The organism is Spirillospora sp. CA-294931 (genome assembly GCF_050946795.1).
Classification (GTDB): Bacteria; Actinomycetota; Actinomycetes; order Streptosporangiales; family Streptosporangiaceae; genus Spirillospora.
In genome coordinates, this window is the sequence record NZ_CP192006.1 from 6,398,438 (window position 1) to 6,412,515 (window position 14,078).

Annotated in this window: 15 protein-coding genes; 10 read left to right on the forward strand and 5 right to left on the reverse strand. The window is 73.2% G+C overall.

The annotated features are described in order from the left end of the window. Nucleotides 1–66: 66 nt before the first annotated feature. Entirely contained in the window at nucleotides 67–1,932 is a 1,866-nt protein-coding gene (gene dnaG / locus ACQPY4_RS28770; RefSeq protein WP_433326026.1) for a DNA primase, read from the reverse strand. A 68-nt stretch (nucleotides 1,933–2,000) separates the two neighbouring features. On the opposite strand from dnaG, the gene ACQPY4_RS28775 reads away from it, so the two are divergent. The 7 genes from ACQPY4_RS28775 (at nucleotide 2,001) to ACQPY4_RS28805 (ending at nucleotide 7,157) form a co-directional block, all read left to right on the forward strand. Continuing rightward, nucleotides 2,001–2,606, forward strand: a complete 606-nt coding sequence (locus ACQPY4_RS28775; protein WP_433326028.1) for a putative glycolipid-binding domain-containing protein — start codon at nucleotides 2,001–2,003, stop codon at nucleotides 2,604–2,606. Nucleotides 2,607–2,701: 95 nt separating this feature from the next. Then, complete coding sequence (locus ACQPY4_RS28780) at nucleotides 2,702–3,004, forward strand: urease subunit gamma (protein ID WP_433326030.1); 303 nt, start codon at nucleotides 2,702–2,704, stop codon at nucleotides 3,002–3,004. Beyond that, nucleotides 3,001–3,312 (forward strand): urease subunit beta, encoded by a 312-nt coding sequence (locus ACQPY4_RS28785; RefSeq protein WP_433326032.1) that lies wholly within the window; start codon nucleotides 3,001–3,003, stop codon nucleotides 3,310–3,312. The genes ACQPY4_RS28780 and ACQPY4_RS28785 overlap by 4 nt, the downstream gene beginning before the upstream one ends. Further along, nucleotides 3,305–5,008 (forward strand): urease subunit alpha, encoded by a 1,704-nt coding sequence (locus ACQPY4_RS28790; RefSeq protein WP_433326034.1) that lies wholly within the window; start codon nucleotides 3,305–3,307, stop codon nucleotides 5,006–5,008. The genes ACQPY4_RS28785 and ACQPY4_RS28790 overlap by 8 nt, the downstream gene beginning before the upstream one ends. After that, nucleotides 5,008–5,754 carry an urease accessory protein UreF gene (locus tag ACQPY4_RS28795; protein WP_433326036.1) on the forward strand — a complete coding sequence of 249 codons (747 nt, stop codon included), beginning with the start codon at nucleotides 5,008–5,010 and terminating at the stop codon, nucleotides 5,752–5,754. Before ACQPY4_RS28790 ends, ACQPY4_RS28795 begins: the two co-directional genes overlap by 1 nt. A gap of 15 nt (nucleotides 5,755–5,769) precedes the next feature. After that, a complete protein-coding gene (gene ureG, locus ACQPY4_RS28800) occupies nucleotides 5,770–6,411 on the forward strand; it encodes an urease accessory protein UreG (RefSeq protein WP_433326038.1) in 642 nt (213 codons plus the stop codon). Further along, the gene (locus tag ACQPY4_RS28805) at nucleotides 6,408–7,157 is read left to right on the forward strand and encodes an urease accessory protein UreD (protein WP_433326040.1); all 750 of its coding nucleotides are present in this window, start codon (nucleotides 6,408–6,410) and stop codon (nucleotides 7,155–7,157) included. The genes ureG and ACQPY4_RS28805 overlap by 4 nt, the downstream gene beginning before the upstream one ends. On the opposite strand, the gene ACQPY4_RS28810 is transcribed toward ACQPY4_RS28805, so the two are convergent. Then, a complete protein-coding gene (locus tag ACQPY4_RS28810; protein WP_433326042.1) occupies nucleotides 7,100–7,795 on the reverse strand; it encodes a class I SAM-dependent methyltransferase in 696 nt (231 codons plus the stop codon). The two genes, ACQPY4_RS28805 and ACQPY4_RS28810, sit on opposite strands and share 58 nt — an antisense overlap. Before the next feature lie 90 nt (nucleotides 7,796–7,885). Further along, nucleotides 7,886–9,028, reverse strand: a complete 1,143-nt coding sequence (locus ACQPY4_RS28815; RefSeq protein WP_433326044.1) for a Cmx/CmrA family chloramphenicol efflux MFS transporter — start codon at nucleotides 9,026–9,028, stop codon at nucleotides 7,886–7,888. A 264-nt stretch (nucleotides 9,029–9,292) separates the two neighbouring features. Here ACQPY4_RS28815 and ACQPY4_RS28820 point away from each other — a divergent pair, with 264 nt between their 5' ends. Beyond that, nucleotides 9,293–9,811 (forward strand): hypothetical protein, encoded by a 519-nt coding sequence (locus ACQPY4_RS28820; protein ID WP_433326046.1) that lies wholly within the window; start codon nucleotides 9,293–9,295, stop codon nucleotides 9,809–9,811. Here ACQPY4_RS28820 and ACQPY4_RS28825 read toward each other — a convergent pair. Continuing rightward, nucleotides 9,808–11,136 carry a carboxylesterase/lipase family protein gene (locus ACQPY4_RS28825; protein ID WP_433326048.1) on the reverse strand — a complete coding sequence of 443 codons (1,329 nt, stop codon included), beginning with the start codon at nucleotides 11,134–11,136 and terminating at the stop codon, nucleotides 9,808–9,810. The two genes, ACQPY4_RS28820 and ACQPY4_RS28825, sit on opposite strands and share 4 nt — an antisense overlap. 117 nt (nucleotides 11,137–11,253) lie before the next feature. On the opposite strand from ACQPY4_RS28825, the gene ACQPY4_RS28830 reads away from it, so the two are divergent. After that, complete coding sequence (locus tag ACQPY4_RS28830; protein WP_433326050.1) at nucleotides 11,254–11,958, forward strand: hypothetical protein; 705 nt, start codon at nucleotides 11,254–11,256, stop codon at nucleotides 11,956–11,958. Here ACQPY4_RS28830 and ACQPY4_RS28835 read toward each other — a convergent pair whose 3' ends face one another. Next, complete coding sequence (locus ACQPY4_RS28835; protein ID WP_433326052.1) at nucleotides 11,959–13,377, reverse strand: PLP-dependent aminotransferase family protein; 1,419 nt, start codon at nucleotides 13,375–13,377, stop codon at nucleotides 11,959–11,961. It lies immediately after the preceding gene. Between the two features lie 82 nt (nucleotides 13,378–13,459). Between ACQPY4_RS28835 and ACQPY4_RS28840 the strand changes: the two genes are divergently transcribed. Beyond that, on the forward strand, nucleotides 13,460–14,077 hold the full coding sequence (locus tag ACQPY4_RS28840) for a TIGR03086 family metal-binding protein (protein ID WP_433326054.1): 618 nt from the start codon (nucleotides 13,460–13,462) through the stop codon (nucleotides 14,075–14,077). The last annotated feature ends 1 nt before the right edge of the window (nucleotide 14,078 follow it).

Below are 14,078 nucleotides of genomic sequence, written 5' to 3' on the forward strand. Positions count from 1 at the left end.
GGCCCACGCGAACAGTCTGCGACAAGGAGGGCCAAGATCACAGGACCCAGTTTGCGGTCTCTTGACTTACTGGGCCCCAAGCCCTCGCTCGCGCAACACTCGTCTCTGCTGCTCAAGCGCCACAAGATCGCCGAAGAGGCGGTTGTACTCCTCGGCCTGCTCGACCGGATTCAGCCGCCCGAGTTTAGATTTGGCATTGCTGATCAAGCGGGTGAGCTGCCGTTCCTGAATTCGGGCCAGGAGTTCCACGGCATATCGGTCATCCGATTCTGCCGCCGAGTGCACCGGCTCCACCGCCAGCTGGGTGATCATGCCCCGGACCTGGTCGTTCGCCGCCTCGTCACGGAGCCGGACGACCCATTCGGCCGGGTCGGCCGCCGTCGCGATGCCGCCGATGGCCGCGATCACCGCCCGCACCGCCGCGTGCGGCGGCGCCGCGTACGCCTCGACCGGGACCTCGTCGAACACCGGGCCCAGCAGCGCCGGACGCTGCAGGGCCAGCTTGAGCAGCTCGCGCTCGCGCATCACGTCGGGGTCGCTCGGATCGTAGGCCGGACGCGCCACCTCGGCCTGCTCGCCCCCGCCGTTGGCCGAGGGGCGCCCCCGGCCCGCCAGCTCGCGCACCCGGCGCAGCACGAACTGCTCGTCCATGATGCCGAGCCACCGGTCGAGGCTGACCGCGTACATCTGGCGCAGCGCCCGGTCCTTGATCGCCGCGACCACCGGCGCGGCCGCGTCGAGCGCGGCCAGCCGTCCCTCGGCGGTGTCGAGGTCGTGCTGGGAGATCGCACTGCGCACCGCGAACTCGAACAGCGGGAGCCGCGAGGCGACCAGGTCGCGCACGGCCGCGTCGCCCTGCCTGATCCGCAGGTCGCAGGGGTCGAGGCCGTCGGGCTGGACGGCCACGAAGGTCTGGGTGACGAACTTCTGCTCGTCGGCGAACGCCCGCAGCGCCGCCTTCTGGCCCGCCGAGTCGCCGTCGAAGGTGAAGATCACCTCGCCGCGGAACTCGTCCTGGTCCATCAGCAGCCGGCGCAGGATCTTGATGTGGTCGTCGCCGAACGAGGTGCCGCAGGTCGCGATCGCGGTGGTGACGCCGCTGAGGTGGCAGGCCATCACGTCGGTGTAGCCCTCGACGACGACCGCCTGCCGCCGCCGGGCGATCTCCTTCTTGGACAGGTCGGCCCCGTAGAGCACCGAGCTCTTGTGGAACAGCGGCGACTCGGGGGTGTTGAGGTACTTGGGGCCGTCGTCGTCCTCGTAGAGCTTGCGGGCTCCGAAGCCGACCACGTCGCCGGACAGGTCGCGGATGGGCCACATCAGCCGGCCGCGGAAGCGGTCCATCGGGCCGCGGCGCCCCTCCTTGGCCAGGCCGCCGGAGATCAGCTCGCGGTCGGCGAAGCCGCGTCCGCGCAGGTGGCGCACCAGCGCCTCCCACTCGCGCGGCGCGAAGCCCACGCCGAACTTCTCCGCGTCGGCGGCCTCGAAGCCCCGCTCGGACAGGAACTTGCGCCCGATGGCGCCCTCGGCCGTGGCCAGCTGCCCGGTGTAGTACTCGGCCGCCGCCTTGTGGGCCTCGACCAGCCGGGCGCGCAGGCCCGAGTCTTGACGGGGGGTGTAGCCGCCCTCTTCGTACCGGAGCTGGATGCCGGCCTTGGCCGCCAGCCGCTCGACGGCCTCGGAGAACGACAGGTGCTCGATGTCCTGGACGAACTTGATGACGTCGCCGCCCGCCGAGCAGCCGAAGCAGTAGAACAGGCCGCGGGCCGGGGTGACGTTGAACGAGGGCGACTTCTCGTCGTGGAAGGGGCACAGGCCCTTGAGGTTGCCGCCCCCCGCACTGCGGAGCTGCAGGTACTCGCCGATGACTTCCTCGACGGATGACCGCTCGCGAACGAGCGCGATGTCCTCATTGCGAATCCGGCCTGCCACGGCGGCGAGTCTAACCGCGCGCCCCGACACCTCGTGCGCCGCCGGGGCCATGGGGTAAGACGGATCGCATGACACGATCGATCGTTTGGGTGAAGCCCGAGGGCGCCGAGCTGGCCGACGCCGACACGACCGGGGGACGGCTGAGCGCGTCGGGCTGGGCTATCGGCGCCGACCCGCTCCCCTACCGCCTGGAGTACGAGCTCACCACCGGCGATCGGTACGTGACCGCGCGGCTGCTGGTCGAGGCGTCCGGCACCGCCCCGGGGACGGGGCCGTGGCGGCGCTCGCTGGAGCTGCTGAACCGGCCCGAGGGCGCCTGGACGATCAACGCCCGCGCCGAGGGCCGGGTCCGGCTCCCGCCGCCGGGAGGCGACCCCGAGGAGCTGGCGGGAGCCCTCGACTGCGACCTGGGCCTCTCCCCGCTGACCAACACCATGCCGGTGCTCAGGGAAGGGCTGCTGGACGGCGGCGGCCCCACCGAGTTCCTCATGGCGTGGGTCTCGGTGCCGGACCTGGTGGTCACGCCGTCGCGCCAGACCTACGCCCACGTCCGCCGGGACGGCACCGGAGCGGTGGTCAACTTCTCCAGCGACGGCTTCGTCCGGGACATCGTCTTCGACGCCGACGGGTTCGTCGTCGACTACCCGTCGATCGGTGCCGTTCCGAAAGTATGACGGTCGTGTTTCGGGCGACACAGCGTTGTGAAATGCCTGTTAAAAGGGCGCGCGGGGCGATGCGTGACCGCCGGGTGGGCGCATAGCGTCGGGGCGTGCTGATCACTCCCCACGAGCAGGAACGGCTGCTGCTCCACATGGCCGCCCGGGTCGCCCGCGACCGGCGTGCGCGCGGCCTGCGGCTCAACCATCCGGAGGCCACCGCGATCATCGCGGTGCACGTGCTGGAGGGCGCGCGCGACGGACGCAGCGTGGCCGAGCTGATGGAGTCGGGCCGCACCGTGCTCACCCGGGACGACGTCATGGACGGCATCCCCAAGATGCTCGACTCGGTCCAGATCGAGGCGACGTTCCCCGACGGCACCAAGCTCGTCACCGTCCACCGGCCCGTCCCGTGATCCCCGGCGAGATCGTCCCGGGTGCGGAGCCGGTGGAGCTCAACCCGGGCCGCCCCCGGGTGACGGTCACGGTGGTGAACACGGGCGACCGTCCCGTCCAGGTGGGGTCGCACTACCACTTCGCGGCGGCCAACCCCGCGCTCGACTTCGACCGGGGCGCGGCCTGGGGACACCGGCTGGACGTCCCCGCCGGGACGGCCGTGCGGTTCGAACCCGGCCTCACCCGGGAGGTGTCGCTCGTCCCGCTGGCGGGGCTGCGCGTCGTTCCCGGGTTGCGCCGGGAGAAGGCGGGCCCGCTCGATGGCTGAGATCTCACGCGCGCGCTACGCGGCGCTCTACGGCCCCACCGAGGGCGACCGGATCAGGCTCGCCGACACCGACCTGTTCATCGAGGTGACCGAGGACCGCAGCCGGGGCCCGGCGGGCGCCGGGGACGAGGCGGTGTTCGGCGGCGGCAAGGTGATCCGCGAATCGATGGGCCAGGCCCGCGCCACCCGTGCCGAGGGCGCGCTCGACCTGGTGATCACCGGGGCGGTCGTCCTGGACCACTGGGGCGTGGTGAAGGCCGACGTCGGCGTCCGCGACGGGCGGATCGTCGCGCTCGGCAAGGCGGGCAACCCCGACGTGATGGACGGCGTCCACCCCGGCCTGGTCATCGGCCCGTCGACCGAAGTGCTGGCCGGGAACGGGACGATCCTCACCGCGGGCGCCGTCGACTCGCACGTCCATCTGATCTGCCCGCAACTGCTGGAGGAGGCGCTGGGCGCCGGGGTCACGACGCTGATCGGGGGCGGCACCGGGCCCGCAGAGGGCACCAAGGCCACCACCGTCACCGGCGCCTGGTACCTGCACCGGATGCTGGAGTCGCTGGACGCCTGGCCGGTGAACGTCGCGCTGCTCGGCAAGGGCAACACCGTCTCCGAGGACGCCCTGTGGGAGCAGCTCGAAGCGGGCGCCTCCGGGTTCAAGCTGCACGAGGACTGGGGTTCGACGCCCGCCGCGATCGACGCGTGCCTGCGGGTGTGCGAGGCGTCGGGCGTCCAGGCGGCGCTGCACTCCGACACCCTGAACGAGGCGGGCTACGTCGAGTCGACGCTGGACGCGGTCGGCGGCCGGTCGATCCACGCCTACCACACCGAGGGGGCGGGCGGCGGGCACGCGCCCGACATCATCACGGTCGCGGGACGCCCGAACGTGCTGCCGTCCTCGACCAACCCGACCCGCCCGCACACGGTCAACACGCTCGACGAGCACCTCGACATGCTCATGGTCTGCCACCACCTCAACCCGTCGGTGCCCGAGGACCTGGCCTTCGCCGAGTCGCGGATCAGGCCGACGACCATGGCGGCCGAGGACGTCCTGCACGACCTGGGCGCGATCTCGATCATCGGCTCGGACTCGCAGGCGATGGGCCGGATCGGCGAGACGGTCATCCGGACCTGGCAGACCGCGCACGCGATGAAGCGCCGCCGGGGCGGGCTCGACGACAACCTGCGGGCCCGCCGGTACGTCGCCAAGTACACGATCAACCCGGCCGTCGCGCACGGGCTGGACGCCGAGGTCGGCTCGGTCGAGCCGGGCAAGCTGGCCGATCTCGTGCTGTGGGACCCGGCGTTCTTCGGCGTCCGCCCCCGGGTCGTGCTGAAGGGCGGGATGATCGCGTGGGCCGCGATGGGCGACGCCAACGCGTCCATCCCCACGCCGCAGCCCGTCCTCCCCCGCCCGATGTTCGGCGCCTCGCCCGTCTCGGCCGCGGCCACGTCCCTGCACTTCGTCTCCCGGGCGGCGCTGGAGGCCGGGCTCCCCGAACGGCTCGCGGTGAACCGCGACTTCGTCCCGGTGGCCGACACCCGCGCCGTGACCAAGCACGACATGCGGCTGAACGACGCGCTCCCCCGCATCGAGGTCGACCCGGACACCTTCACCGTCTCGATCGACGGCGACGAGGTCGAACCCGCGCCCGTCGCCGAACTCCCGATGGCCCAGCGCTACTTCCTGTTCTGATGGACGCGTCCCTGCTCCTGCTGGCCGACTCGCGCCTCCCCGCCGGAGGCCACGCCCATTCGGGAGGCCTGGAACCGGCGGTCACCGCGGGCGCCGTCACCGACGTGGCGGGCCTGACCGCGTTCCTGCGCGGACGCCTGTCGACGTCCGGCCTGGTCAGCGCCGCACTCGCGGCCGCGGCGTGCGCCCACGCGACGTCCCCGCCCTGGCGGTGGGCCGAGCTGGACGCCGAGGCCGACGCCCGCACCCCCTCACCCGCACAGCGCCGGGCATCCCGAGCCCAGGGCCGCTCCCTGCTCCGCGCGGCCCGATCATCCTGGCCCCACCCCGCCCTGGACGCGCTGCACACCACACAACACCACCCGCCTCCCGCTCACGATGCCCCCCACCTGGCCCCCGACGACGCGGATGCGCACCGCGTGCGGGGCGTGGGGCGCGGGCCGCATCATGCGGTGGTGTTGGGGGTGGCCGCGGCGGCGGCGGGAGGTGGGCCCGAGCAGGCCGCGGCGATTGCCGCGTATCACGCGGTGACGGCGCCAGCCTCCGCCGCCGTTCGCCTTCTGGGGCTCGATCCCCTCGCGGTGAACCGGGCGCTGGCCGACCTGGCCGGGGACGTGGACGCCACCGCGCGGGAGGCGGCGGCGCGGGCCGACGACTGGGCCGCCCTTCCGGCGGCGTCGGGCCCCGCCCTCGACCTGTACGCCGAGACCCATGTCCGCGCGGACCTCCGCCTTTTCGAATCCTGAACCCGGGAGAGCACCATGGGCGCCGATCACCACCATGACCCGCACCACGCCGCTCCGGCGTCCGGCCGGGCCCTGCGGCTTGGCATCGGAGGCCCCGTGGGGAGCGGCAAGACCGCGCTGACCGCCGCCCTGTGCCGGGTGCTCCGGCGCGAGCTGCGCCTCGCGGTCGTCACCAACGACATCTACACCACCGAGGACGCCGACTTCCTGCGCCGCGAGGCCGTCCTGCCGGACGACCGGATCACCGCCGTGCGGACCGGCGCCTGCCCGCACACCGCGATCCGCGACGACATCTCCGCCAACCTGGACGCGGTCGAGGCGCTGGAGGCCCGGCACGACGGGCTCGACCTGATCATCATCGAGAGCGGCGGCGACAACCTCACGGCGCTGTTCAGCCGGGGCCTGGCCGATCGGCAGATCTTCGTCCTGGACGTGGCGGGCGGCGACGACGTCCCCCGCAAGGGCGGTCTCGGCGTCGCGGCGGCCGACCTGCTGGTCGTCAACAAGACCGACCTCGCGCCCCATGTCGGCAGCGACCTGGACCTCATGGCCCGCGACGCGAAGCGGGTCCGCGACGGTCGCCCGGTCGCGTTCACCTCGCTGCGCGAGCGTCCCGGGGCGCCCGAAGTCGCCGACTGGGTGCGCACCCTGCTGTGACCCGCGCCTACACCGCCAGGGCGGCCGTGACCGCCGAGGGGACGCGCCTCACCCGGCTCCGCTCGGACGGGCCGCTGGCCCTGCGCGCGACACCGGACGCCGTCTACCTGGTGGGTGCGGCCGCGGGCCCGCTCGGCGGCGACCGGCTCGAACTGGACATCGACGTGCGTCCCGGAGCGCGCCTGAGCGTCCGCTCGGCCGCCACCGCCGTGGCGCTCCCGGGCCCGGGCCAGTCGCGGATGACCGTGCGGGCCACCGTCGGCGAAGGGGCGCACCTGGACTTCCATCCCGAACCGACGGTCGCCGCCGCCCGTTGCGACCACCGCGCCGAGGCGTTCGTCGCGCTCGCCCCCGGCGCGACGCTGCGCTGGTGCGAGGAGGTCGTCCTGGGCCGCCACCGCGAGCCCCCGGGCCGCCACACCGGACGCCTGGACGTCATGCTCGACGGCGTCCCGCTCCTGCGCCACGAGCTGCGCCTGGACGTCCCTTCGTCCTACGCCACCGCGGCCGTCCTGGGCGGCGCGACGGCGGTGGGCGGCGTCCTGCTGGTCGGCCCGGACCTCCCGACGGAACCTCGGGTCACGGCGGGCGTCTCGGCGCTGCCGCTGGCCGGGCCCGGCGTCCTGATCACCGCCACGGCCGCCGACTCCGCCACCCTGCGCCGCCGGCTGGACGAGGCCGAGGCGCTCTACACCGGCAGCAGCCGGAACGCGATGAAGGCCGGGAACTCCAGCAGCCCCCGGTAGTGCTCGGGGTACCGCACCGCCATCTCCTCCACCGGACGGGGTTCGAGCAGTTCCTCGATGACGAACCCCGCCTCCTTGAACTCGCGGCAGATCTCGGTGAGCGGGCGCCGCCACACCCGCACCGGCCATTCGCGGTCGGGGCTCAGCGACTCCTCCAGGACCTCGACGGCGAAGTAGGAGCCGCCGAGCCGCTTCCAGTCGTCCATCGGGTGATGGGTCGAGAGCACCAGCGCGCCACCGGGCGCCAGCACCCGGTGCAGTTCGCGGAGCACCGCCACCCGGTCGTCGACGTAGTGCAGGGCGAGCGCCAGGACGACGACGTCGACCGACCGGTCGTCCACCCAGTCAAGCGGTTCGGTGAGGTCGTGGACCCGCAGGTCGGCGCCGTCACCGGCGCGGTCCCTGGCCAGCTTCACGAACGTCGGGCTCTGGTCGAAGCCGATGACCCGGGCTCCGCGCCGCACCAGTTCCTCGGCGTAGAGCCCGGGCCCGCATCCGGCGTCCAGCACCGTCCGGCCCCGGACTTCGCCGGCCAGGCCGAGGACGGCGGGCCGGTCGTAGAGGGCGTTGTAAGCGCTGTCGACGGCATGGGCCGCGTAGTCTTCGGCGAAGCGCTCGTACATGGGTCCGTTCGACATTCTCCTGATCGTGCCACATTCGCACGGCAACTCAAATCAGTCGAAAGACCCACGCTAATGAGTCAAAAAGGCACCGAAAACGGTCCGCTTCTAGCGAGAGACCCGGATACGCGTCCGTAGGGCGACCAATGCGGCGGCGACCAGCGCCGCGCTGACCCACAGCGGCGACCGATACCCGAGCCCCGCCCCGATCGCCAGGCCGCCGAGCGCGGGTCCGAGCGCGGCGCCCACGTTGAACGCGGCCGTGGCGAAACCGCCCGCCAGCGCCGGTGCGGCGACCGCCGCGTAGAGGGCCTGGGAGATCAGGGTCGAGCCGACGGCGAACGACAGCGTGCCCTGCACGAGCACCAGGACGACCGTCGCGGCGGGGCTTCCCGCCGTCACCGCGAACAGGATCCACCCCGCCAGCAGCGCGGCGCCGCCCGCCTCGACCACGCGGTCCGGACGCGTGTCGGCCAGCCGCCCGGCCGCGTTCACCCCGGCGAACGACCCGATCCCGAACAGCGCCAGCAGCGCGGGCACCCACGCGTCCCCGAACCCGGCCACGTCTGTGATCAGCGGCGCCAGGTAGGTGAACGTGCAGAACGTCCCCCCGTTGACCAGGGCACCGACCGTCAGCACCAGCAGGACGGGCCGTCCGCGGATCACCCGCAGCTCCTCGCGGGCGTCCGGCACCGCCGCGTCGGGGGCGGCGTCCGGGACCGACCGGACGATCGCGACCAGGGCGGGCACCGACAGCAGGGCCACGGCCCAGAACGCCGAGCGCCATCCCCACACCTGGCCGAGCAGCGCCCCGGCGGGCACGCCCGCGACGCAGGCCGCGGTGATGCCGCCCAGCAGGACGGAGGTGGCGCGGCCCTTGGCGTCCGGCCCCACCATCGCGGCGGCGGCGGCCAGCGCCACCGCCAGGAACCCGGCGTTGGCCAGGGCCCCCACGATCCGCGCGAACAGCAGCACCGCGAAGCTGCCGGTCAGCGCGCCCAGCACGTGGACCGCCAGGAAGACGGTCAGAAAGACCAGCAGCGCCCGGCGCCGCGGCCATCGCAGGCTCACGATCGCCATCAATGGGGCGCCGATGATCATTCCGGCGGCGAACGCCGGAGTCAGGGAACCGGCGGCCGAGATCGACAGATCCAGGTCGGCGGCGAGGTCCGGAACCAGTCCGGACAGCATGAACTCGGACGTTCCCTGGGCGAATATCGCCAGTCCGAGAATGTAAAGGGCGAAAGGCATGACCGAGCTCCGCTCCACGTCGTGAGATTTCGACAGGAGGGCCGTGCGTCACGGGAGAGGGCGGGAGATCCAGCCGTCCGGCCGGGCGCAGGGCCCGAACGTGGGCGATCGGGTGGCAGGGGCCGGCGTTCGCGCCGACGCGGACAAGCCACCGGATGGCCGGTGGCTACAGTCTTGACGCCTCGGGGCTGGACACGACGATCACCCTAGCCAGACCCGTCCCCGCTCGTCCAAGCGGTTTGCCCGGGGGTATCGTCCCGGGGCGTGGATGAGCTCGTACTGCATGAATACAGCCGGTCCAAGGGCGCGATCGGCGCCGCGTTCATCGTCGCCGTGGGGCTGCTGCTGGTGTTCGCCGGGGCGCTCAAGGCGCTGGACGGCGGCGTCCAGGCCCTGCTGTCCCTCATCCCGATCGTCGCGGGCGTGCTCCTGCTGTGGTTCGCCGCGTACATGATCAAGAACGGCCGGGGGACGCCCGACCGGATGGCCCTGACCTCCAAGGGCGTCCTGGTCGCGCGGGGCTCGGAGTCGTACCTGCTCCCGTCCGACGCGATCGTGTCCTTCGGTCTGGAGCCGGTGAAGACGTTCCACAGCATCAACGTCCGCTACGACCCGGCACGGGCCCCCGCCCTGCCCGGCTACATCGCGCGGCTCGGCAAGGAAACACCCCCCGGCGTGCTGCGCCTGCTGTTCGTCAGCGAAAAGAAGCCCCTCGCGCCGCCGGAACGCGTGGACGAGGCCCGCGAGTTCATCCGCCGCCACGACCTCGGCGCGTGGCCCTAGGACCAGATCTCGCGCGAGGCGTCCAGCGGGTAGGGCCCGTCGGACGGTTCGGTGTCCCAGACACGCGTCACCCGGCTCCCGGCCTCGAATCGGGGCCACCCGGGGTCGCCGGTGGCGGCGAACGACGTCCAGGCGTCGCGCATCCGCTTCGACAGCGGCGCGAAGTCCGCGGGCGGCGGCGAGCCGAGCACACGAGCGGCCATCCGCGTGTCACCGTTCCCGAACACGAACGGCACGTCGACCGTGTGGCAGGCGCCGAACTCCGGCCCCCGCCAGGCGAAGTCGTACAGCCACGTCCGGCCCCCGGACGCCGCGTGGGCCTCGGCGACCCAGGTCGACGGCATCCGGAAGAGCATGTCGGACATCAGCATGGTGAACAGCTCGGGGTCGCTCGTCTCCGGGTGGGCGGCCCGGTACGCGGCGGCCTTGTCCATGGCGGCCAGTTCGCCGCCCCTCGGGTACAGCCGGTACTCCTCGTGGGTGAACCCGCAGATCAGATCGACGTCCTTGCCCCCAAGCGACTCCCACGGCGGCCCGGTCACCAGGTCACCGTCCACGACCGGCCCGACGTCGCCCGGAACCTCCAGGAACGCCTCGGGCGGCAGGGCCGCCAGCCCCTCGCGGGTGGGCGCGACCCCGGCCTTCTCGGCCAGCCGCCCGGTAACGGCCCCGGCTTCCTCGACGGAGTGGTACCCGTCCGGGACGCTCTGCGCGATCGCCCGCCGGAACAGCCCCCGGGTGGACGAGAGCAGCAGCGCGATCGACGCGGCGCCGGCCGACTGCCCGAACACCGTCACGTTGCCGGGATCGCCGCCGAACGCCGCGATGTTGGCCCGCACCCACTCCAGCGCCGCGATCTGGTCGCGCAGCCCCCGGTTGCCGGGCGCTCCCGGCACATGCCCGAACCCCTCGAAGCCCAGCCGGTATCCCACCGTCACGACCACGACCCCGTGCCCCGCCAGGACGGTCGCGTCGTAGCCGGGCATCGCCGTCCCGCCGATCAACCAGCCGCCGCCGTGCAGCCACACCATCACGGGCAGCCCGGCCGCTCCCGGATCGGGGGTCCAGACGTTCAGCGCCAGGCAGTCGAGCCCGTCACCGGGACTCCAGAGCGGAGGCGCCCCCGGCGCCAGCGGACGCTGGGGCGCGGCGGTGGCGAAGGCGAAGGCGTCCCGCACCCCGTCCCACTTCTTCGGACGCGCGGGCGCCCCGAACCGCAGCTCACCTTCGGGAGGCGCCGCGAACGGTATCCCCTTGAACGAGAAGAGCCCGCTGTGAGCCGCGCCTCGAACCCGGCCCGCGTCGGTCCGCACCACCAGTGACATGACGCGACCCTAGCCGGGCTCCCCGATCTCCGCCGCCGATACGGGTAGCGAACCCAAGCACTCGCCCGAGGCGCTTAAGGGGTGGCCGACCACGCCCCTGGATTGGACAATGGCCGGATGTGGCTCCGCGGGCACCGGCGATCGAGGGTCGGACGGTGGATCGTGGCGGCGGCCGGGCTGGGCGTGCTCGGGGTCGCGGCGGCCGGGGTGGGTGACCCGTATCGGCAGACGCGGGAATTCCGCCAGGTCGTGGCGTGCGAGAAGGAGGGCGGCGGCTGCTTCGTCAAGGAGGCCGCGACCATCACGGGCCGCACCACCTACAAGACCACCTCCACCACCACCGACGCCGAAGGCAACACGACGACGACCACGACGACCCACTACAAGGTGAGCTGGCGCCGCGCCGACGGGTCCGCGGATTCCAGTGACGTGTCGTCCGGCTTCTACCGCAAGGCCACGCGGGGGCAGCCGGCCACGCTGCGGCTGTGGCGCGGCGAGGTCGTCGGCGTCGAGGTGACGGGCGCGGACGAATGGTTCCTGCCCAAGGCCAGCGGGGCGCTCGCCTTCTGGCTGTACCTGGCCCACGCGGGCCTCGGACTCCTGCTCTGGGGTCTGCTGTTCGGCTGGTGGGACGGCTTCTTCTCGCTCACCTTCCGCGTCTTCGCCTGGGCGTTCCTGGGCGTCGTGCCGGTGGCCATGGCGACGCACGCCATGGCCTACGGGTGGCCCGCCGCCGTCAACCTCGTCGTGGCGGCGGTGGTCTGCCTCTTCTTCATGGGCATCGCGGGCGCCATGCTGGTCGAGTCGCTCGACGGCTTGTGATCATCGGGTCCTGAGCGCGCGGCCCAGGCGGGTCAGGCCCTCGTCGATGTCGGGCAGGGCCACGGCTCCGTACCCGAAGACCAGGCCGGACGCGGGCGGGCCGGTCACCGCGAACTCGGAGAGGCAGTAGAGGGCGACGCCCTCGTCCTGGGCCCGGGCGACGGCCTCGGCGTCGTCGCGGCCGTCGGGGAAGGTGGCGCCGAGGTGCAGGCCCGCGACCGACGGGACGACCGAGAGCTCCGGGAGGCCGCTCGCGAGCCGCTCGGCGATCCGCTCGTGGCGGGCCTGGTACTCGCGGCGCGAACGGCGGATGTGCCGGGCCAGCAGGCCCTCGTCGACGAAGCGCGCCAGGGCGGCCTGGACCGGCAGCTCCGCGTGCCAGGACGACAGGTACCGGGCCAGGCGGAAGGCGTCGTGCAGGGCGGGCGGTGCCACCAGGAAGCCCAGCCGCAGGACGGGACGCATGATCTTGGAAAAGGTGCCGAGGTAGAGGACGCGGCCGTCGTCGTCCAGGCTCTGCAGCGGCTCGATCGGGCGGCCGCCGTAGCGGAACTCGGTGTCGTAGTCGTCCTCGACGATCACGACGTCGCGGCGGCGGGCCCAGTCGAGCAGGGCCCGGCGGCGCGGCAGCGACATCGGCATGCCGAGGGGGAACTGATGGGACGGCGTCACGTACACGGCCCTGGCGTCCCGGGGTAGCGCGTCCACGCGGATGCCTTCGTCGTCCACGGGGATGCCCCGGACGTCCAGCCCCAGCGACCGGAACAGCAGGTGCGCGGGCGGGTAACCGGGGTCCTCGACCGCGACGACGTCGCCCGGCTCGAGCAGGACCCGGCAGATCAGGTCCAGGGCGTTCTGGACGCCCGCCGTGACCACGACGTCGGCCTCGCTCGCGCGGACCGAGCGGGAGGCCCCGGCGTGGCGGGCGATGGCGGCGCGGAGGGCGGGAAGTCCCGCGGGGTCCCCGGCGGCGTTCGGGGCGTCGAGGGCGTCCGGCCGCAGCTGGGCCGACATCAGGCGCCGCCACGACTCGAAGGGGAACAGCCCGACGTCGGGCAGGCCCGCCCGGAAGTCGTGGGTGATCGCGCCGGGCGGCCGGGCCGCGGGCCAGACCTCGACGCGCTCCCAGGCGGCGCGGGGGCGCAGCGGTGACGCCGCCGGTGCCCGGCGGGACGCCCGGCCCGCCTCCTGGACGAAGGTCCCCGCGCCCACGCGGCCGGTCAGGAAGCCCTCGGCGGCCAGGCGGTCGTAGGCCACGCCGACGGTGTTGCGCGAGATGTCGAGGCTGCGGGCCAGCTCGCGGGTGGGCGGCAGGGCCTGGCCGGGACGCAGCCTGCCGTCGACGATCGCGGCGCGGAGCTGCCGGTAGATCTGCCCCGACAGGTCGCGGCGTCCGGCCAGGGTCACATGCAGGTCCACCCGCCGGAGCCTAGATTGGCTCAGTCCGATTTCGCAATTTTGGATCTTTACCTGGGCCTCTGCGGCTCCCTACGGTGAACCCATGAGCCTGCTGGACGAGCTGCTGACCGCCGACTTCCGCGAACTCGACCGCCGCGCGGCCGACCTCTACCTCGAAGCGGTCGCGCACGTGACACCGGAACAATTGCGGCTCCCGACGCCGTGCGCCGACTGGACCGTGCACGGCCTGCTCCGCCACCAGGTGAGCCAGGACGAGGGGTTCGCGGCGGCGGCCCGGGGTGAGGGTGAGACGCTGAGCGTCTGGCGGAACGGGCTGCTCGGCGATGACCCGTATGGGGCGGCCAAGCGGTCGCTCGCGCTGGTCACCGAGGCGTTCGGCGAGGACGGCGTGCTGGAGCGCGAGTTCGTCCTGCCGGAGGTGCGTCAGGGCGGCGGCTTCCCGGCGCGGCTGGCGATCTCGTTCCACTTCGTCGACCTGGTCGTGCACGCCTGGGACGTCGCGGCGGCCGTCGGTGCCGCGTGGGAGCCGGACGCCGCGCTGGTGGAGGCCGCACTGAAGGTCGCGGCGATCGTCCCGTCCGACCCGGAGACCCGAGGGCCGGGGCTGTCCTTCGACCAAGTCAGCCCCGTCCCGGCGGGCGCGCCCGGCAAGGACGAGCTGCTCGGTGCGCTCGGCCGCGACCCGGGGTGGCGCCCCTGAG